This is a genomic window from Vibrio sp. Vb1166 (assembly GCF_033338695.1).
GTDB classification, from domain to species: domain Bacteria; phylum Pseudomonadota; class Gammaproteobacteria; order Enterobacterales; family Vibrionaceae; genus Vibrio; species Vibrio alginolyticus.
In genome coordinates this window covers 37,691-57,753 of the sequence record NZ_JAWOTE010000004.1, presented here as the reverse complement: position 1 = coordinate 57,753, position 20,063 = coordinate 37,691, and the positions used below count along the sequence as shown (strand labels likewise).

Annotated in this window: 21 protein-coding genes; 9 read left to right on the top strand and 12 right to left on the bottom strand. The window is 45.6% G+C overall.

Annotated features, from left to right (window positions below; all coding sequences use genetic code 11):
- The first annotated feature begins 114 nt into the window (after positions 1-114).
- Complete coding sequence (gene ppnP / locus R7E51_RS06140; protein WP_005383244.1) at positions 115-399, top strand: pyrimidine/purine nucleoside phosphorylase; 285 nt, start codon at positions 115-117, stop codon at positions 397-399.
- A gap of 132 nt (positions 400-531) precedes the next feature.
- Positions 532-813 (top strand): hypothetical protein, encoded by a 282-nt coding sequence (locus R7E51_RS06135; RefSeq protein WP_005374405.1) that lies wholly within the window; start codon positions 532-534, stop codon positions 811-813.
- A 3-nt stretch (positions 814-816) separates the two neighbouring features.
- On the opposite strand, the gene R7E51_RS06130 is transcribed toward R7E51_RS06135, so the two are convergent.
- Positions 817-1,965, bottom strand: a complete 1,149-nt coding sequence (locus tag R7E51_RS06130) for a GGDEF domain-containing protein (RefSeq protein WP_206957599.1) — start codon at positions 1,963-1,965, stop codon at positions 817-819.
- Positions 1,966-2,472: 507 nt separating this feature from the next.
- On the opposite strand from R7E51_RS06130, the gene R7E51_RS06125 reads away from it, so the two are divergent.
- The gene (locus tag R7E51_RS06125; RefSeq protein WP_064354450.1) at positions 2,473-3,813 is read left to right on the top strand and encodes an MATE family efflux transporter; all 1,341 of its coding nucleotides are present in this window, start codon (positions 2,473-2,475) and stop codon (positions 3,811-3,813) included.
- Positions 3,814-3,910: 97 nt separating this feature from the next.
- Here the strand turns inward: R7E51_RS06125 and R7E51_RS06120 are convergent, their stop codons facing one another.
- The 3 genes from R7E51_RS06120 to R7E51_RS06110 form a co-directional block, all read right to left on the bottom strand.
- Positions 3,911-5,590 (bottom strand): RluA family pseudouridine synthase, encoded by a 1,680-nt coding sequence (locus R7E51_RS06120; protein ID WP_137282906.1) that lies wholly within the window; start codon positions 5,588-5,590, stop codon positions 3,911-3,913.
- Positions 5,591-5,707: 117 nt separating this feature from the next.
- Positions 5,708-6,328 carry a DsbA family protein gene (locus R7E51_RS06115; RefSeq protein WP_047102496.1) on the bottom strand — a complete coding sequence of 207 codons (621 nt, stop codon included), beginning with the start codon at positions 6,326-6,328 and terminating at the stop codon, positions 5,708-5,710.
- Positions 6,322-7,188: an MBL fold metallo-hydrolase gene (locus R7E51_RS06110; RefSeq protein WP_017633829.1), complete on the bottom strand. Its 867-nt coding sequence runs from the start codon at positions 7,186-7,188 to the stop codon at positions 6,322-6,324. The genes R7E51_RS06115 and R7E51_RS06110 overlap by 7 nt, the downstream gene beginning before the upstream one ends.
- Before the next feature lie 126 nt (positions 7,189-7,314).
- On the opposite strand from R7E51_RS06110, the gene R7E51_RS06105 reads away from it, so the two are divergent.
- Positions 7,315-8,202: a LysR family transcriptional regulator gene (locus R7E51_RS06105; protein WP_005383264.1), complete on the top strand. Its 888-nt coding sequence runs from the start codon at positions 7,315-7,317 to the stop codon at positions 8,200-8,202.
- A 94-nt stretch (positions 8,203-8,296) separates the two neighbouring features.
- Positions 8,297-9,100, top strand: coding sequence for a Cof-type HAD-IIB family hydrolase (locus R7E51_RS06100; protein WP_042522338.1), 804 nt, complete (start codon positions 8,297-8,299; stop codon positions 9,098-9,100).
- A 109-nt stretch (positions 9,101-9,209) separates the two neighbouring features.
- Here R7E51_RS06100 and R7E51_RS06095 read toward each other — a convergent pair whose 3' ends face one another.
- The 5 genes from R7E51_RS06095 to R7E51_RS06075 all read right to left on the bottom strand — a co-directional run bounded on the left by R7E51_RS06095 (position 9,210) and on the right by R7E51_RS06075 (position 13,677).
- Complete coding sequence (locus tag R7E51_RS06095; RefSeq protein WP_242531387.1) at positions 9,210-9,599, bottom strand: hypothetical protein; 390 nt, start codon at positions 9,597-9,599, stop codon at positions 9,210-9,212.
- Between the two features lie 24 nt (positions 9,600-9,623).
- On the bottom strand, positions 9,624-10,721 hold the full coding sequence (locus tag R7E51_RS06090) for a GGDEF domain-containing protein (protein WP_005383270.1): 1,098 nt from the start codon (positions 10,719-10,721) through the stop codon (positions 9,624-9,626).
- 5 nt (positions 10,722-10,726) lie between these two features.
- The gene (locus tag R7E51_RS06085) at positions 10,727-11,182 is read right to left on the bottom strand and encodes an oxidoreductase (RefSeq protein WP_206957597.1); all 456 of its coding nucleotides are present in this window, start codon (positions 11,180-11,182) and stop codon (positions 10,727-10,729) included.
- 444 nt (positions 11,183-11,626) lie between these two features.
- Positions 11,627-12,466, bottom strand: coding sequence for an S-formylglutathione hydrolase (gene fghA, locus R7E51_RS06080; RefSeq protein WP_064354455.1), 840 nt, complete (start codon positions 12,464-12,466; stop codon positions 11,627-11,629).
- A 62-nt stretch (positions 12,467-12,528) separates the two neighbouring features.
- Positions 12,529-13,677, bottom strand: coding sequence for an S-(hydroxymethyl)glutathione dehydrogenase/class III alcohol dehydrogenase (locus R7E51_RS06075; protein ID WP_017821027.1), 1,149 nt, complete (start codon positions 13,675-13,677; stop codon positions 12,529-12,531).
- Between the two features lie 293 nt (positions 13,678-13,970).
- Between R7E51_RS06075 and R7E51_RS06070 the strand changes: the two genes are divergently transcribed.
- On the top strand, positions 13,971-14,777 hold the full coding sequence (locus R7E51_RS06070; protein ID WP_115386898.1) for an arylamine N-acetyltransferase family protein: 807 nt from the start codon (positions 13,971-13,973) through the stop codon (positions 14,775-14,777).
- Between the two features lie 80 nt (positions 14,778-14,857).
- On the top strand, positions 14,858-15,730 hold the full coding sequence (locus R7E51_RS06065) for a LysR family transcriptional regulator (protein WP_017633836.1): 873 nt from the start codon (positions 14,858-14,860) through the stop codon (positions 15,728-15,730).
- 99 nt (positions 15,731-15,829) lie between these two features.
- On the opposite strand, the gene R7E51_RS06060 is transcribed toward R7E51_RS06065, so the two are convergent.
- Together R7E51_RS06060 and R7E51_RS06055 are read right to left on the bottom strand one after the other, a co-directional pair.
- Positions 15,830-16,603 (bottom strand): siderophore-interacting protein, encoded by a 774-nt coding sequence (locus tag R7E51_RS06060; RefSeq protein ID WP_206957596.1) that lies wholly within the window; start codon positions 16,601-16,603, stop codon positions 15,830-15,832.
- A 179-nt stretch (positions 16,604-16,782) separates the two neighbouring features.
- Positions 16,783-17,367, bottom strand: coding sequence for a LysE family translocator (locus tag R7E51_RS06055; protein ID WP_054578560.1), 585 nt, complete (start codon positions 17,365-17,367; stop codon positions 16,783-16,785).
- 114 nt (positions 17,368-17,481) lie between these two features.
- Here R7E51_RS06055 and R7E51_RS06050 point away from each other — a divergent pair, with 114 nt between their 5' ends.
- Complete coding sequence (locus R7E51_RS06050; protein ID WP_005374369.1) at positions 17,482-17,922, top strand: Lrp/AsnC family transcriptional regulator; 441 nt, start codon at positions 17,482-17,484, stop codon at positions 17,920-17,922.
- Positions 17,923-18,136: 214 nt separating this feature from the next.
- Entirely contained in the window at positions 18,137-19,315 is a 1,179-nt protein-coding gene (locus tag R7E51_RS06045) for a lytic polysaccharide monooxygenase (protein WP_054578559.1), read from the top strand.
- Positions 19,316-19,431: 116 nt separating this feature from the next.
- On the opposite strand, the gene R7E51_RS06040 is transcribed toward R7E51_RS06045, so the two are convergent.
- A complete protein-coding gene (locus tag R7E51_RS06040) occupies positions 19,432-20,052 on the bottom strand; it encodes an HAD-IB family hydrolase (protein ID WP_031778857.1) in 621 nt (206 codons plus the stop codon).
- Positions 20,053-20,063: the final 11 nt, after the last annotated feature.

Here is a 20,063-nt window from a genome sequence, read left to right as displayed (position 1 = left end):
CTCGCTCAGTAGCAAAGGATGTGCGTTATTACGTTGAGTTTAATGGCTTTCAAAGCTTGAGTAACGGAAAGAAACAAGGTAAAAAAGAGCGGACTTTTGATAAGGAAACCAATAATGAATATTAAGGAAAATAGCTATTTTGCTGGTAGTGTAAAATCACTAGGCTTTAACCAGAAAGATCAGGATGTTAGCGTTGGTGTGATGCTTCCTGGTGAGTACACGTTTGGTACTCAAGCACCAGAGCGTATGACGGTTGTAAAAGGTGCGCTTGTGGTCAAGCGTGTTGGCGAGAGCGATTGGACGACTTATCAAAGTGGTGAGTTTTTTGAAGTGGAAGGTAATTCTTCATTTGAGCTTCAAGTGAAAGAAGCGACTGCGTATTTATGTGAGTACTTCTAGCGTTCATTTGTTGCTCGTCATAAAACCACCTTCGGGTGGTTTTTTCGTCTATGTGCTTCACTTATAACGCATCTTTTTGGTTATTTGGGTATATACTTAATAAAAATGTACCCATCGACCAGGGAGGAAGTGATGGCAGTACAACGCAAGCATTCTGATCTCCCTCCTCGTTACGAGGACAAAGATCTCACCAATGAGCAAAGACAGCGCTTTACCGAAGTTGCCAACGCCGCTCATAAGAGACGTGAATTTTATCGACGTGCTCTAGGAAAGAGCTTAATGGGCAAAATGAAGGGCCGTGCGTTTAAAGATCACCCCACTCGTCAGCAAGACAAGCCGAACAGAACGTTGCAAGTAGTGTGGTTAATCGTATTCCTCGTTGTGGGGCTTTGGGTGATGCATGTGTTCGCTTAGTCATTAGCAAGCTTCTGGTACCGCTGGTGCATCAGATGTTGACTGTTCCTCCGTATTGCAGTGCTCATAAAAGGCGTACTGGTTTTTACCAGTATGTTTAGCTGCGTACATTGCTTTATCTGCACATCGAGTCAATTCAGACAAATCCTTTGCATCTTGCTTATAGATAGCAGCACCTACACTCATCGTTAACTCGTTAATCATATCGTAGCTTCGGTAACCTGTCGGAAACAGATTCAAGATCCGTTTTAGGATGCTGTCGAGGTCATCTTTACTTTTTACATCGTAAAGCATGATTACAAACTCGTCGCCCGCAAATCGAGCGATGGAGTAGTCGTGTTTATCGGTTTTTCTGTCTTTGTTGCGAATGTTATTTTTTAATCGAGTTGCGAAGGCTTGAAGTACTTGGTCACCAATATCGTGCCCGTAGGTGTCGTTGATGTGCTTGAAGTTATCGATATCGAGAAAGACCAATGCGGTGATGCTGTCATCAGATGAGTGCTTGATTTCATCGAGCTTTGCGCGCGCCCAAGTCTCAAAGCTCCAGCGATTGGCAAGCCCAGTGAGCTGGTCAAAATATGCTAACTCCTCAATCCCCTCACGATACAGTGTTTGAATGTAATTGAGGACTTTCGTGTAGTAATACGAGAACGTGTGACACACAAACGCGGTCGCTATCAGGGTCAGCATCAATCTCCGCTCTATGATTTCTGTGGCTGCTGGCAGTCGATCTAAAAAAGCGACCCCAAAAAAGATCAGTAAAATGTAGGTGCCACTGAACAACAGACCGACCTTAAACTCATTAATTAATACCAGAGTGGCGACAATAGGATATAGCCATAACATTTTGCCTGACGGAGCGTCGTTATACAGAAGTAACAATAACCCTTCGAACATTAAGACAGCACTTAGCCATAAGTCGGCGTATTGATGGTGCCGCTGGACTTTTATTACATAACTGATTGCTAAGCATGCCAAGGCACACAAAGCATGGAAAAAGCTTAAACCCCAGTTATTCTCAAGTGATTGAGCAATGGAACCATAAGTTAAACAGGCAGCGGCGATACTGGAGCATAAAAAGACAATTTTCTTTTTTCTTGTTGAGCGGATGTCCGCCATTTCTTCTAAGCGCGCCCCAGCCAATGTCGACATTACGTATCCTTGCTTAATTAACGTGTACGCTTATTCTAGGCGGTATTTTCGCGATAAATAGAACAACAAAGTTTCCAAATGTGATATCAGTCATTTTTAGTGCAAAGCCATCAGTGTGATTTGGTGCGAGTGTTCAAAGAAGAATGGTGGCGCATGCAGGTTTTCATGACGGTTCTTCATGGCTCTATATGGTTGGACTGATAATTCAAAGTAATGCATTTAGTTAGACATATTTCTATTGATTATCCTGATTCTGTTCGGTGCTCGTTGATTGAGAGTATTGTTCACCAATCTCTGCTCTACGTATCGTCAAGGCATATGTCGTTTCGAAAATGCATTAGAAATATTTTTCCGAAACAGGGCGAAATATTGTTGTCGTTATGACCAATATGCGACTAGAATCCGCGCTAAATCACAACCTCATATCGAGCTTCGTTCGAGTCACTATTTTTAAACTGCTTCACAAATATTGTGAGGCAGTTTTTAGTTGTAGGAAAGGTTACAAGCATGCCTAAAAGCCAAAACATCAACCAACGAATGTCCATCGTGGCATTAGCTTGGCCAATTCTTGTCGAAATTTTGCTACGGACGGCTTTAGGAACCAGTGACGTGTTCATGCTGAGTGGCTACTCAGACAAAGCCGTATCCGCTGTTGGTGTGATCACGCAGATTACCTTCTTTTTAATCATCGTTTCGACCTTTGTCAGTAGCGGTACGGGGATTTTGATTGCCCAATACAATGGCGCTGGACGCGAGCAAGAGTCAGTGAGCGTTGGTGTTGCGAGTATTGCGTTGTCTGTGCTCGTCGGTGTGCTATTGAGTGTGATTGCCGTGCTTGGTGCGATATATCTACTCCCGTATTACGGCTTGGAAGCGCAAGTCGAGCAGTACGCTCATGAATATCTGCTGATAAGCGGTGCGATGACGTTTAACGTTACGATTGGCGTTGTTTTTACAACTATTCTGCGTAGTCATGGTTATTCACGTTCCCCAATGGTGGTGAATTTGATCTCGGGTGTGTTCAACATCATTGGTAACTATATTGCGCTTTACCAGCCATTCGGTTTACCTGTGTATGGTGTGCAAGGTGTAGCAATAGCAACCGTCGTCAGCCAAGTCATCGGTACGTTAATGTTATGGTTTATTCTCGCTCGCAGCAGCATTGAACTACCGATGTCGACCATGAAACAAGTGCCCGTAGAGATTTACAAAAAAATCTTAAAAATCGGCGGTATGAACGCGGGTGAAGTGCTGTCTTACAACGTGGCGCAAATCTGCATTGTGTATTTTGTGGTGCAAATGGGGACGGCATCGTTAGCGGCTTTCACTTATGCGCAAAACATTGCCCGTTTCTCGTTTGCTTTCGCGCTGGCAATTGGTCAGGCAGCGCAAATTCAGACTGGTTACTACATCGGTAAAGGTTGGGTGAGCAGCATTTTAAAACGCGTACAAATCTACTTCTTAGTAGGATTTGTGGCATCAACGGCGGCAACCACACTGATTTACCTGTTTAGAGAAGAGATTCTGCGCGTATTTACCGATCAACCAGAGATACTCGCATTGGCAGGTTCGTTAGTCATGGGCTCAATTTTGCTCGAGGCCGGACGTGTGTTTAACCTGATTTTTATCGCGGGGCTCAAAGGCGCGGGTGACATCAAGTTCCCAGTGCAAATGGGGATTTTGAGTATGTGGGGACTAGGTGTGCTTTTCTCTTACATCTTTGGCATTCACATGGGGTATGGCGTTTTAGGGGCTTGGATGGCAATCGCACTCGATGAATGGGTGCGTGGTATCATCATGGCAAGGCGTTGGCGCTCTCAGGTGTGGACCAAGTTTAAGGTGAGCTAACGGTTTTCGGTATCGCGCATCACGCTTATTCTGTTGTTAGAAACCAAAAAAGGCACTGATAGTCAGTGCCTTTTTGTTATTTAAACTCGGGAAGACGTTAGAATTCGCACTCAGCTTTGAACACCATGCGCTCTTTGCTGTATGGATGATCCAGCTCTAGCATCTCAGCATGCAGGTGTAAGCGGTTGGCTTTTTCGCCGTATAAACCATCACCAACCATCGGCATGTTTAACCCCATGTGATGAGCACTGTGTACACGTAGTTGGTGAGTTCGCCCGGTTTTCGGATACATGTATACCTTGCTGCGCCCATCTTTGACTTCAATCAGTTGCCAGTAGGTTTCTGCATGTTTCCCGTGTTCAAAACACACCAGTTGACGTGGGCGGTCGTCGGGGTCACCACGCATTGGCAGTGAAATTTCCCCTTCAGGCTCGTTTAATACGCCTTCGAGCAGTGCCATATAACGTTTTTGTACGCCGCGAGCCATAAACTGTTTTTGCAGACTTTTGTTCGCGCGCTTAGTTAAGGCAAACACCAAAATGCCAGAGGTCGCCATGTCGAGACGATGAATCACAAACGGCCCTTCCACATCAGGGTACATCGCTTGTAGGCGCGTATAAGCAGAGTCCTTGATAGTTTTACCAGGCACTGAAAGTAAGCCCGAGGGCTTGTTGACGACGACCATAGCGTCGTCTTGGTAGATTATCTCTAGTTCTTTGTCTTCTGCCCAATTCTCCGCCAATGGATTAGGTTCGACATCCAGCCCTTGCATCATATGGCCCAAAATCGGCTGACATTTGCTGTTGCACGATGGGTAGAATTTTTTGTGTTGGCGAACTTCAGACTTTGGCGACACACCCCACCAAAATTCTGCCAGCGCCAGCGGTTTGAATCCGTATTTAAACGCGTATTGGAGCAGTTTTGGCGCAGCACATTCCCCTGCACCTGCTGGTGGTATTGGGTTTGTGGTGTCCGCAAAAATGTCCACCAAGTCGCGTGCTTCGCCATGGCTGTTTAGAAAGCGGTACTGTTTATGCAGTTTGTGCTGTAAAGCGTTGGAGAGCGTTTTGCGCTGTTCTTTCAGATGAGCAAGTTGCTGCTCTAACTCAGCCAAGCGCGCTTCTTTGATTGCAAGCTTTTCATCCCACGCTTGCTTTAAGTATTTGAGAACGTTTTTCTCGGCGACACTTTGCTTACCCAACTCATCCAATAAGATTTTGAGGTCATCGGCATTGAGTGTTTGCTCGCCCTGTTGACGCTGTCGTTTGCGTGCGGCGCGGCCGTCAATCATCACTTGGCGCTGTGTTTGCTCCTCTTGCTGATAAGCGGCGCGGTCGGCTTGGATTTGCGCTTTAAGATCCGCCAATTCCGGATTCGCGGCACAGGTTTTGTACTCCGTATTGGCGGCGTTGATGGCATCCGTTTCTGCGCGGAAGAAGCCTTCATCGGTCAGCATGTCGTACACAGGAGGGACAAATCCTGGAATCAAGTTTTGGTCAGCAATTTTGCCAGAAAACGCACTTAAAAAGCCGAGCTCGCCTTGAGGGCTTTCTACCAGCAATACGCCAAACATTTTGCCTCGCCCCGTTTCTTCATTAACCAAACCAAAATCGTGTTCGAAGTCGGTTTGCGCTAATAAGTGCTGTTGCAATTGCTTTGCGGCCATAACGCAAAGAGGATGCGGCGTGTAGTAGAACGGAAACGTAAACTGCGTTGGCGATTCATAGCCAGAAATATCAGCAGTAAAACGAGTAAAATAATGTTCAGGCGAGTGCATGGTGGGTATCCGCGAGAGTAAAAAATCGAGCGAGGATTGTACCTGTTTGAGTCAGGATTGCCATGTCGGTGTTGGCACTCGCTCTTGGATTAAGAACAAGAGCGAGTGGGGAAGAGCTTATTGCAGTTTTTGTAATGCAAGCTTCCACTGTGCCGGTTTGTCGTAGTAGGTCGAGTGCGGCAAGGTCAAGTACTCGCCATTTACTTCTGCAATCAGGGTTGGATAACCACCAACGTGTAACTGTCGCATCAATTGTCGGCTAGAGCGAATTCTCTCATCTAGTTCGGCTTCGCTTAACGCCATGTTTTGCTCCCACGCATCACTTGTTAAACCTAGCGATTCTGCAATGGCTTTGAGCGTCGATGCTTCATTCACTTTTAACCCGAGCTGATAATGCGCAGATTGGATGGCCTTTAGCATGTGCCATGGATTCAGCCCCATTTTCTCCGCACTCAAGATCGCTTGTGTGGGTAGATAAGAATCAAGAACAAACGCATCTTCGCTTTTCACGCGTTGTAGATATGCTTCACCAAACGTTGCTCCGGTTTCGGTTGCGATACGAGCGTCACTGTTGATGATGTGCTGACGAAATTCAGGTTCAATCGCGCGTTTCTCAATCATACCGCCGGGATGAAGCTCTACCTTAAATTGAGAGGTGTCCATCAAGGCTTCGATGAGTGGTGATGCCCCGTAGCACCAACCACACATGGGATCGAAGAAGTAATGCACGGTTACCATGACATTTCACCAGTATGCACTTTCGCACCGATTTCTAGCGCGATTGGCAATTGAGCTTCTGGGTATTTCGCAGACATGGTGTCAATGAGTTGAACGCTGTTATTGCTGTGTTTTTTCGCTTGCTGAAAATCCTGCAAGTATTGTTGCGAGTAGCGAATGGTGTCTGCGTTCAGCTTTGTGCCTGCTTTCATGTGACCAGGAATGACCACTTGAGGTTTAAGCGCAAGCATCTCGCTAAGTTGCTGCTCCCAAGCATTGATGGCGGTCTGGTCAGCGGCATCTGCCATCCACAAATGTACGTTTGAGTACACGGCTACGTTACCTAGAATCGCTTTGTTATCTGGAATCCATAGGTAAGGGCGGTGTGCTGATGTGCCATGGTTACCACGAATTTCAATCTTATGACCTTCTAGCTCCAATGATGCTTTATCGTACGCGACAGGGATCACTGGTTTTACCGGTGCGTTTGCGCCAAGCTTTGGTCCCCAGTACGCCAGCTTTCCAGCCAATTTCTCTTTAATAATTTTTTGAACCGCAGGCGTTGTGATGATCTGCGCATCAGGGAACTGTTGGTGTAAGGCCTCTGCGCCAAAGTAGTAGTCTGGGTCCGCTTGGCTGATAAAAATGGTTTTAAGCGTTTTGCCTGAGTCCAGCACTTTAGCGGCAATGCGCATCGCGTCAGCTTTGGTGAAGCCAGTGTCGATAACCATGGCGTCAGTCTCACCGTATACCAAGGTTGAGTTTACGTGGAAGCTGTTACCGTCGGCGTTGTAAACCTCAAGAGTAAGGGGAGAGTGGTTTGCCGCTAGAACAGGGCTTGCCATTAAAATGGATGCAGCAATCAAAGTGAATTTTTTCATAATAAGCTCCTAAAGAATTTGGGGCCAAGCGACCATGGCTTGGGAACGGGAGCTATATTAGGAAATTGATACGCTCGGAAAAATACACAATAATGTGCATCACTATTTCTTATTTCGAGCAAATGTATGGATAGAGTAACGGCAGCAAAAGTGTTTGTGGATGTGGTGTATTCTGGCAGTTTTACCGCGACCGCAGAGCGGTTAGACATGTCTCGGCCAATGGTGACTCGTTATGTAGAGGCTATGGAGAACTGGCTGCAAACTCGTTTGTTACACCGCACCACGCGCAAGGTGTCCCTCACCACCGCAGGGGAGCGCAGCTTGCCTCAGATTGAGCGCTGGTTAAAACAGGCCGATACATTAACGTCGAACATTGCCGCTGATGGTGAGCTGTCCGGAAAAATCCGTCTTGCGTCTAGTACTTCATTTGGATTCTCACAGTTGATCCCCGTAGTAAACAGTTTTATGCAAAAGCACCCCAAAGTGCATATCGACATAGATCTGCAAGATTCAGTGAGTGATCTAACCGAACAACGTATCGATCTGGCGATCCGAATTGCGTCAGATCCCGATCCTTCTTTGATTGGTAAGCCGATTGCGGTGTGCGAATCGGTGTTGGTAGCATCACCGCAATATTTACAAACTCACCACGCGATCGCGCATCCGCGAGATTTATCTTCACACGACTGTTTGGGATACAAAAACTTTGAGCGTCACGTATGGCATTTGTCTCAGGGCGACCAGTTCGAATCGGTGGGAATTGAGTGTCGCCTAACCAGCAATGAGGCCACGGCGTTATTGCATGGCGCTTTACAAGGCATGGGTATTTCGATGTTGCCAACTTACTTGAGCAATATCTATCTCAAATCGGGTCAGCTTGAGTCGGTGTTGCCGGATTGGAAGCCAAATGATCTCAACATTTACGCGCTGTATTCATCACGTAAACACTTGTCTCCTGCGGTGAGAGCTTTCATCGATCACAGTGAAGATTACTTTAAACAGCATCCTTGGTAATAGCGAAAGGCGTCGTCATCCCGACTTGAGATTCATACAAGATCCTGTACCTTACATGGATATATTTTCGCAGCGTCATTTAGAGTTTTAGTTAATGTCACAAGTTTGCATCAAATTTATTGCTTCCGATATGGATGGCACATTGCTTGACCAGTACGGTCGTTTGGATCCAGAGTTTTTCGATCTGTTTTTGCAACTGGAAGAGCAAGGCATTTTGTTCTCCGCTGCGTCTGGTCGTCAGTATTACAGCCTGCGAGACACGTTCGCGCCAATCAAAGACAGACTGTTGTATGTGGCTGAAAACGGCACCTTGGTGATGTACCAAGACAAAGAGCTCTACAGTTGTACCATTCCTAAAGCGGAAGTGTTGGAGATTGTGAAAGCGGCTCGTGAAATTGACGGAGCGAACATCGTATTGTGTGGCAAGCGCTCGGCGTACATCGAAACGCATGATCAGCAATCGCTGGAAGAATTTCAAAAGTACTACCACCGCTGTGAATATGTGCCGGATTTGCTTGAGGTCGAAGACGAGTTTATTAAGGTAGCAATTTGTCACTTTGACGGTTCGGAAGAGCTCCTGTTCCCGACCATGAACGCAAAGTTTGGCGCAACGCATAAAGTCGTGGTGAGTGCAAAAATCTGGCTGGATGTGATGAATGCCGAGGCCTCTAAAGGTGCGGCCATTCAGCATCTTCAAGAGACGATGAATTTTACTCCGGCAGAAACTATGACGTTTGGTGACTACCTCAATGACCTCGAAATGCTGCAAGTCAGTGAGCATTCGTACGCGGTTGCCAACGCGCACGAAGAGATTAAGAAAATTGCTCGTTATTCTGCGCCAAGCAACCAAGAGGCTGGGGTACTCAAAGTGATTAAAGAGAAAGTATTAGCGAAGTAACGCTCATTCTTTCGATGTTATTTTCTTCTTCACGTAAAAAGCCCCGCAGTGTATGCGGGGCTTTGTTTTTTTTGTGTGTGTGGTGGGAGGGGGTAGTAAGGTTCCCGTTTTAGCGTACGTACTTGGTGGTTGCACTGACTAAAAAGTGTTGCAATTTCCCGTCTGATTTTGGCACCCACAAGTCGTTATGATAATGGTAAATACGGCCATTGACGGTCACAGACAAGGTATTATCACCCGTTTTCTCCATGCGAATAAACTGATCCGAAGTGACCAAAAACGGCTCTTGCTCTTCAATGCTCTGGCCCGTTGCCAATACGAAGTAGCCGAATCGGTTGCCAGCATCCGGATCGGTTGAGTAGATTCGATGTCCAACGAGGCTGTAGTCGTCGTTGAGTGCCTGCTCAAGCGTTTTTTGCCCGATGGTTTCGTGCGATGGAATAAATACCCAAGCCAACACACCTGCCGCAATGACTGCCAGTAGAAGCAGTACTTGCATGAACTTTCTCATCATATATACCGTTTAACGTTGAAATTTCATTTTGTACATGCGCTTATCCGCTATGCTGATAAGAAAGTCAACATTGTCACTGTCTTTAGGGTATTGCGCTAAGCCCATGCTTGTTGAAAGTGTTGAGACTTTATCGGAGTTTAATATTTGTGCATCAAAGACGGTATTTATCTGCTCACGTACGTTCTCTTCATTGAGATGTTCACCTTCAAGGATAACCGCGAACTCATCTCCTCCCATGCGATAAACAGTAAAATCATTGAGTGCCATAGAATTAAGCCGCCTAGCGATTTCCCGCAGTACAGTGTCGCCAACTTGGTGTCCGTGTGTGTCGTTGACTTCTTTAAAACCATTTAAATCTAGAATCCAGAGAGAAAAGGGCCTTTTTTCTTGAGTAAATTTGTTTAGGGTTATGAATAGTGCATTGCGGTTCCCTAGGTTCGTCAAAGGGTCACTTAGCGCCAATTTTCTATGAAAATGGGATTCACGATAAAAGAAATAAGTTAGAGAGATAATCGACAAAACGAACGTCGCAAACAACATATATTGTGCTTGCATTAAGCGCTGGGTTTGACCTTTTTGTGCTTCATAAGCTTTACTGCTTAGGCGGAAGTTTTGATTAACGAAGTCTATTAAGCCTAAATATAGTGTTTGAGTTGAACGATAAAATGCAGCAGCAGCTTGGCTGTCACCTGTTCTAGCTTCTACTAGTTGTTTTTCTAGCTCTTTGAACTCTTCAAAAAGATTAATGAAGTAAAGGTGCATGTTGTTCCGAGAAAAGAACTTATTGGCTTTCGTGCTACTGGTCAATAAGTCAAAGCGACTCCACGCTAACTCGTATTGAAGCTCTGCACCATCAATATTCAATACGTTTTCATCTAACCGTCTGGCCTCGCCGACAAGTTCTGATAGTTCTTTGGAGAGTTGGAATAAAAACCAAGTCGCTTGTTTTTGTTCGTTATTAAAATTTTGTGAGAGTGAACGTGTTTGCTGTAAAAGCACGACATTCGCGAGAAGCAAAGAAACGGCAAACACCACCAGCAGCATTTTGCTGGTGGTAGAATATTGCAATATTCTTTGTTTCTTAGAATAGGGTTCTGATAACTTCATTCTTATTATTTTTCTTTTATTTCATTTACTTGCCATACCATTTGCGCATGATATTTATTGTAGTTTAGCTCTGGATAGAGATTGAGTGGATATATCACCCAGAAAGGGCCTTTATTCCTGACTTTTATGTAATTCTGATCTTGTTGATAAGCCAGTATTGGTTGATATCGAAGAATATCTTGTCGGGACAATGTCGAGTGATAGTCGTTTAAGCTGCTGATATCAACCTGCTCTGGTACATTTCCGTAGACGTGTGTAAGAAGCGTGCTGAGTTTAACGCCTAAAAACTCTGACGAGGCAGGAAGCCAAGGCAATGTCATCGTGTAGCTAGTGGTAGGTAAAGCTTGGATCTCTTCCAGTTCCAGTATGACACTAGGCTGCTGGCTACTACTAAATACGATCGTATTTGCAGACAAGAATGGCGCAACAAAAAACAGACCTAGCGCGACTATCTTTTTCATCATATGCCCTTTTGAGTTTTATTCTTTTTTCTTAGCTAGGACAAAGGTGCTAGCGGTAATTGATTTATAATTATAGAGCCAACCGGATGAGATTTTATAATACGTTATGTTTCAAAAATAACTGTCGGTTTACGTCACGTCAAGGTTATTAAGTTGCTTCTTAATTAAAAGCTCAGAGTATTGGGATGATGGTAGAGTTTCGTAATGATTTCGCGGTATTTAATTGGTTTTTAGTGCAACTTTGTTTCATTTTTAATAAAGATGCTGTGTCGGAAATGAGAATTTAATAAGGCGAGAAATGGACGTCGAATTTGTTCTTAAGTTACATTATTTTACATATTTAAATCATCGATATTCAGATATGTATTTGTTAGTACGTAAAGAAAATAAAGTCACCTGGTTTTGGTGACTTTATTTTTTATTTCATGAGCTTACTTAAATTAACTATGCAAACAAATATTTTGCATGGAAGTTGAGGTGCTCTTCAATAAAGCTTGAGATGAAGTAATAGCTATGGTCATAGCCTGGTTGCATTCTCAAGGTTAGGTTTGAATCGTGTATTTTTGCCGCAGCAATCAGCGCTTCCGGTCTAAGCTGCTCATTTAAGAAGCCATCAGCATCACCTTGATCAATCAAAATTGGTAATGGTGATTGTTGTTGTTTTAGAAGTTCACTTGCATCGTATTGCTTCCAGCTTTCAAGCTCCTTGCCTAAGTAAGCAGTAAAGGCTTTTTGTCCCCAAGGGCATTGCATTGGGTTACTGATTGGACTGAACGCTGAAATAGAACGGTACTGTTCTGAATTTTTCAGACCAATGGTGAGCGCTCCGTGGCCGCCCATACTGTGACCGGAAATTGACTTCACGTCAGAGACTGGGAAGTTACTTTCGATGATCGCAGGCAACTCCTCAGTCACATAGTCGTACATACAGTAATGCAGTGACCAAGGTGCTTGCGTCGCATTAAGGTAAAAGCCAGCTCCTTTTCCTAGGTCATAGCTTTCGTCGTCAGCGATACCTTCGCCTCTCGGACTTGTGTCTGGTGCAATGATCGCAATGCCAAGCTCGGCTGCCATACGAAATGCGCCCGCTTTCTGCATAAAGTTCTCATCGGTACACGTTAAACCAGAGAGCCAGTATAGCGCGGGTACGGGATTTGATTTCGTTGCGTTAGGTGGCAAGAATATTGCGAAGCGCATGGTGCAGTTTAGGGCATTGGATTCGTGTGTATATTGCTTGTGCCAACCGCCAAACACTTTGGCTTGGCTTACATTTTCAATGGTCATGAATAAACTCTCTAATTAGCAGAAGGAATTCAGGCTCCCCAAAAGGAGAGCCTGAGGCAGCATTATTGATCCATATGGATAACTGTTCGGATGCTCTTACCTTCATGCATCAGATCAAACGCTTTGTTGACGTCTGCTAATCCCATTGTGTGGGTAATGAACTCCTGTAAGCCGAATTCACCAGCCATGTAACGGTTTACGATTTCTGGAAGCTCAGAGCGACCTTTAACGCCACCGAAAGCGCTGCCACGCCATACACGACCAGTTACCAGTTGGAATGGACGAGTTGAGATCTCTTGACCTGCACCAGCAACACCAATGATGACTGACTCACCCCAACCTTTGTGACAGCACTCAAGTGCTTGGCGCATCACGTTTACGTTACCGATACATTCGAATGAGTAGTCAACACCACCGTCTGTCATTTCAACAATCACTTCTTGAATTGGCTTGTCGAATTTTTGTGGGTTGATGCAATCAGTTGCACCAAGTTGTTTCGCTAGGTCGAATTTGCTTTCGTTGATGTCTACACCGATGATGCGGCTGGCACCAGCCATGCGAGCACCGATGATTGCAGAAAGACCGATACCGCCGAGACCAAAGATTGCCACTGTGTCGCCTTTTTCAACTTTAGCTGTGTTTAATACCGCACCCATACCAGTGGTTACGCCACAACCTAGAAGACAAACTTCTTCAAGTGGTGCTTCTTTGTTTACTTTCGCTAGTGAGATTTCTGGAAGAACCGTGTACTCAGAGAAAGTAGAACAACCCATGTAGTGGAAGATAGTTTCGCCGTTGATAGAGAATCGGCTTGTGCCATCTGGCATTAGGCCTTTACCTTGCGTTTCACGAACGGCCTGACATAGGTTCGTTTTGCCAGATTTACAGAACTTACACTCACCACATTCAGCAGTGTAAAGTGGGATAACGTGGTCGCCAACTTCAACGCTTGTTACGCCTTCGCCAACCATTTCAACGATGCCGCCACCTTCGTGACCAAGGATTGAAGGGAAGATACCTTCTGGATCGTCACCTGATAGTGTGAATGCGTCAGTGTGACAAACACCAGTTGCTACGATGCGTACTAGCACTTCGCCGGCTTTTGGAAGTTGTACATCCACTTCTTCCATTTTAAGCGGCTCACCTGCAGCCCAAGCGACCATTGCTTTTGATTTTATGTGAGTTTGACCAGGTTTGATTTCAAGCGACATTGGATGTTTCCTTTATATTTTCAGTATATGGAGTGACGTAATAAGCGTAGTTAAGGTTTGCTTACCGCGCTTCGTCGTTTTGTTGGTGCTCATTTTAGGTGTTTCAGTAAAAATGATAATCCGTCCATTTTGAAAATGATTTTTACATATGCGTAATAATGATAAGGTGAGCGTGTAAAAAGAGTGCGATGCCTCCTTAAAGCGGAAGGGAAATGGAAAAGGTGATTGACCTGAAGTTAGATAGAGGGGCTAAAGTAGAAAACTGTCAAACCATCAGCTAAGTAAGAGTGATTATGAATAAGACGGATCTGAGTGCCTATTTAACCAAGCTAGGCTTGCCTAGTGAATTGCCCGCCGATTTGGAGTCATTGCACAGAATTCACGTGGCGCAGCATCGTTGCCTGCCGTTTGAGAATTTTGACATCGCATTGCAGCGAGGCGTCTCTGTTGAGATTGAAGATATTATTCAAAAAACCGTGTACCACTCTCGCGGTGGTTACTGCTTTGAATTAAATGGTTTAATGCTTGATGTGCTCAACACTCTTGGGTTTGAAGCGCGAAGTTTGCTAGGGCGTGTACATGTGTCTGGTACACCAACAGGTCGTAGTCATCAAATCACGTTAGTGACGTTAGAGGAACAAACATGGATTGTCGATGTAGGTTTTGGCTCCAATACTCCTCGAGCGCCATTGCCATTTATCCTTGACCAAGTGATTCAGACGGATTTACAAACCTTCCGTTTTGTCAAAGATGCTCAGTTTGGTTATTTCCTCCAAGTGCTTTCAACCGATGGAACGGACACGTGGAACAATCTATACAGCTTTGACCTAGAGTTTGTGTTTGCTGGTGACATTGCATGTAGCAACTTCTTTACCTCGACTTCGCCTAATTCACGTTTTACTAGCGCAAGAGTCGCTGCTAGAGCGACAGAAAGTGGGTTGGTGACGCTGTTTAACTACACACTCAGATGCACCAATCATGAAGAGCTAACAGAAATAGAGCTAGAGCCAGGTCAAACCTACCTGGATGCGTTGAAAGAATATTTTGGCATTGAGCTTGATGCGCAATACGACGATCTTCGTCCGTTACCTGACGCGTAAAGTTTTCCAGTTTTCAAAGCGTAGCGCGACGAGAACAATGTAATCACTATTTGTCTAGAAGAGGTCGACAGGAATACAGCATGGCGAATTGGGAAGGAGTCAGCGAGTTTGTTGCCGTAGCGGAAACTAACAGCTTTACAGCTGCCGCGGCTAAACTGAAAACGTCAGTGGCACAAATCAGTCGCCGCGTATCGGCACTTGAAGAGCGTCTTGCGGTTAAGTTACTGCATCGCACGACGCGAAAAGTTTCTCTGTCTGAAGCTGGACAGCTTTATTATCAGCAGTGCAAACACTTGGTCGAAGGGCTAGAACTAGCTGAGCTTGCTGTAACGCAAATGCAAACCGAACCGCGAGGTTTGCTGCGTGTGACAGCGCCTGTGACCTATGGGGAAATGAACCTCGCACCGCTCTTGCATCAGTTTTTGGAGAAGTACCCGCGTGTGGATCTCGATTTAGTTCTGACCAATCAAAAACTGGATTTGATAGAGCAAGGGGTAGACGTGGCGATTCGTCTTGGCCGCCTGCAAGATTCCAGCATGATCGCAAAGCGTCTTTCGTCGCGTCAAAATTACGTGTGTGCTAGCCCTATGTATTTGGAGCGATTTGGCGAGCCTCACACATTATCCGAACTGGCTCGACATCAGTGCCTAGTTGGTTCGGTCGATTATTGGCATTTTAAGGAAAATAAACGTGATAAGTCTTTGCGCGTATCGGGGAGAATTAAATGCAATAGTGGTTTTGCGCTAATGGGCGCCGCCAAACGTGGTTTGGGTTTAGTGCAGTTGCCGGACTATTACGTTCAAGAAGCTCTAGATAACGGTGAGCTAGTCGAGGTGCTGACCGATTACCGAGACGACCGTGAAGGCATTTGGGCACTGTATCCACAAAGCCGAAATTTATCGCCCAAAGTGAGGTTGTTGATCGACTTTTTAGCGCAGGAACTAGCGGATTAGAGTTTTCATGAACTTTAATACAACTGAAGTTGCTAAAACGCCCGGTGATGCCGGGCGTTTTTATTAGGATGAGAGCTGGAATCGAAAAGACATGAATCACTATTGGTTGGATTCCGCGTCTTCACGTTTAATCACTTTGTGCCCATCTTCAGATACGCCTTGCTTCCAATAGCTGCTGATGTAGATATTCTCGCGATCGACTTCTTTTTCGTTGCGGAAATATTGGCGCAGCGCACGCATTGAATCGAACTCACACGCACACCATACCGAAGCGTTACCATCTAACCATTCCAGTTCGCGAACGCTATCAGCCAAGGTTTGCTGTTCAGTTAGCCAAATCAACTCCATGCCTGCTGGCGCGTGTAGGGGTTGGATGTCGTCTGGAGACATCACGCTGATCACAGCGTAGCCTTTGGTCTCTTCTGGCAGCGTACGAATTTTCGCAGAAAGCGCTGGAAGTGCCGTCATATCGGCAGCCATGAAGAACCAATCCGCCTCCGTATTTAAGTTGGAGATGCTACCTGGCCCAACAATGCTGATCGTGTCGCCTTTTTGCGCGGCCATTGCCCAACGCGCTGCAAATCCGCATTGCAGATCTTGCGTTACGTGTCGGACGAAATCCACTTCGATTGAACTGGTTTCTGGATGAAAGCGTCGAATAGTGTAGGTGCGCATGATTGGTCGGTCGTCTTCTGACAGGATGCTCAGATCCGCGCCGCCCATATCGTTAAACAGTAATTTGATGTAACTGCCTTCGCAGTCACGAGGAAAGTGGCTCAGCGCCTCACCTTGCAAGGTAATGCGCTGCATGTTTGGAGTGATGGTTTCTGTGTCTGTGACAACAAGCGTTTTAGGTTGAGGCTTCTTTTTCATTGTTACTTTACTCGATAATTATTCTCTTTCTCATTTAAAGATTATCAAGTTCCCTAACAAGAGGGTAGCGTCTTTAAACAAATTTACACTGTGAATTAACGCCAAAGCCTCAAGAAAAATATTACCTCTATCCTTTCTCTAACCACGTAAAGTGAGTCGTTTTTTAACCATAAATGGACTTATATCATTGGAATCGTAGACAAAAGCAACAGCGCAGCCATACTGTAGTTGAACCCCTTAACGCGTTTATCGGTGGTCAACCAACGCTGCAATTGCATACCTGCCGCCGTCCAAAATGTCACCGATGGCAAGTTAGCTAAACAGAAGATACCGGCGATAAAAGTCAGTTCGAGCCATGCACCGCCACTGCTGTATACCGTAATGGCCGTCAACGCCATCGACCAACCCTTCGGGTTCACCCATTGGAATGCGACAGCCCCTAAAAAAGACATTGGGCGAAAATCGTGTTTTGCTTCGGTTTTGTCGCTGGTGGCGATTTTGTACGTCAAGTACAGCAAATAACTCAAGCTCAATACTTTCAAAATGGAGTGGGTTAGCGGGTAGGCATGGAACAGGCTCATCAAGCCAATACCCACCAAAATTAGCATGGCACCAAAGCCGAAGGTAATGCCCAACATGTGTGGGATAGTGCGTTTAAAGCCGACATTTGCCCCTGAGGTCATCAACATAATGTTATTGGGACCCGGCGTAAAAGTGGAGACAAAAGCGAACAACGCCAAAGCACCCAGTTGATGATATTCCATAGATTGTTCCTTGAATCAGTTCTCGATAAGTTGAGAACAACTATAAGTAGAACTGAGGTCAATATTGTGCTTTTATTTGATGATTAGAAACTAAATAAGCAATAAAACATCATCATGGATAGATTTGACGAAAGAATATTGCAAGTGCTCAAACGAGATGGAAGAATCTCCAATGTAGAGCTGTCGGAACGCGTTGGTTTATCTCCATCTGCAACCTTACGCCGAGTGCAAGATTTAGAGCGTAAAGGCGTGATCAAAGGCTACCGAGCAGTACTGGATAATCAGCAACTTGGCGTGGGTTTTGTCGCTTATGTGTCGATTGGTTTGGCCTCGCACTCTAAGCAGGCGCAGCTGGGTTTCGAAGAGCATGTGCGTTTTGTAAACGAGGTGGTGGAATGTCACAACATTACGGGATCTAACGAATATCTCATACGCGTAGAGACGCAAGATCTCGCCGCTTATAAAGCGTTCCATGCTGATGTGTTGGGTGAGTGCGAACACGTCAAGTCGATCACAACGATGGTGGTGATGGACACACCAAAAGACGAGCGATAGCCAAACGAGAGTGACAGTTTTTGTGGCACATGAATTTGAAGTGACTCGAAAGAGTCAGTCGAGTATGAGATAAGTACAAAACAAATGCTGGAAAGCAGATGGCACTCTTACAATTTCCACCTTTATTCTCACCTTCGAAATAATCTCATCCTGCTAGTTTTGCTTAAACCGCTTGTGTTCATGAGCGGCGAGTCAGCAAATTTAAGGATGAACGATGAAATCACATGTAACACTTCCTCTTTTGAGCTTAAGCGCTGTTGCCGCATTGAGCTCATTTAACGTCAACGCCCACGGCTGGGTAGAATTTCCAAGTGCTCGTCAGAATACGTGTTATTTAGACGGTGGTTTTTGGACCAATGAGATCCCCAACCAAGCGTGTAAAGCGGCTTTTGAAGAATCTGGTGCTTACCCGTTTGTGCAACGCAGTGAAATTGCAGCAAACGTACCAAATTACCGAGATATGGAGCATGTTAAAGCCGTAGTCCGTGACGGCGAACTGTGTTCTGCCGGCGATGCCGCTAAGAAAGGTTTGAACATTCCTTCTCCAAACTGGCAGCGCACCAATGTTACGCCAGATGCAAACAACCAGATTGAATTGGTGTTTTACGGCAAGGCGCCGCACAACCCATCGTACTGGGAATTCTATCTCACCAAGCCGACTTATGATGATTCAAAACCGCTTACTTGGAGTGATTTAGAGCTGATCGACACCGCAGGTGACGTGTATGTTGATGCGGAAAAACGCTACCGTATTCAGGTGACTTTCCCTGCTGATCGTTCCGGCGATGCAGTGCTTTATACTCGTTGGCAGCGCATTGATGTGGCTGGTGAAGGTTTCTACAACTGTAGTGACATTACGTTAAACGGAACAGGTACGACGCCGCCGACTGACCCCGTTGATCCAACCGAACCGGGCAATAATCTGACATCTCTAGGCTACTTTGTTCAGCAAGGTTTCGGACCAGTAGAAGCGGGTGACACCATTCGTTTCCGTACGTTTAATGCGACAGGCAATGAAATTGTCGATATTTCACTGCCAATCAGCGCAAACAATACGACGACTTGGGCGGCAGAAATTGCTGATCAATTTAACGCGCAGCAAACGGGCGATTGGTATGTGGGTATTTGGCATCAAGAGATGAATCACTACATGTTCGACAGTAACAACGTGAATGCGAATCAAGTATTAGCGCCAAGTGCAGACTTCAGTTATGCGTTGTCACTGCTCAAAGCGGATGTCACGCCACCAGTTGAACCAACCAATTTGTGGGACAAGACAGCCGTTTACAACCAAGGTGATGTGGTGACGCACAACGGCAAAGAATGGACTGCCCAGTGGTGGACGTCTGGTGAGGAACCTGGCACAACGGGTCAATGGGGTGTATGGCGTTAAGCCATTTATTCTGGCTCTGAACAATAAAACCCTTCTCATGTGAGAAGGGTTTGTTTTTTCAGTCTAAAACGACCACTTTGGTCGAGTGGTTGTCTTGAAAATCAGAGCACATATCGTTATTCGCTTGCTCTCCACTCGTTCCAGTTGAGCATCGCGTAGTCTGCCAGTTTGAGCATCGGAATGTCTTCGTGCGTATCACCGTAGGCATAAACAGACGCAAATTCGTCGAGCGAAAACGTGGCCCTAACGCGCGAGACTTTTTTTTCTAAACTGCAATCACCTTGCTGGTAAAAGCCACTCAGTTTTGGCTGTTCTGAGATCAGTTCACTGCACAGCAAGTGGTAACCGTTCGCTTCACACCAAGGCTTGAGATACGCATTGAGTGATGCCGACACCACCACAATGGTATCGCCTCTGTGCTGATGCCACGCCAACCTTTCCATCGCTTCTGGCCGTAAGTACAGCGGGATCACTTCGTGGGCAAACTGAGCGCCAATCGCTTCAATTTTCTGCGTTTCTTTCCCTGAAAATGCAATAAAACTGCTGAGAGGACGCATAACACGAGCGGGTAACACTCCGAGTTTGTACAGCGCATAAAATGGCATGATAGCGACCTTTCCCACTCGTTTGCGCAGGCCATAAGCAGAATAGTGGAGGAAAAGGCTAAACATATCCTCTCGGGTGATGGTGCCATCAAAATCAAACAGTGCCAGTGACGGCTTAGTAGTATCGAGCAAACTCAGCGCCT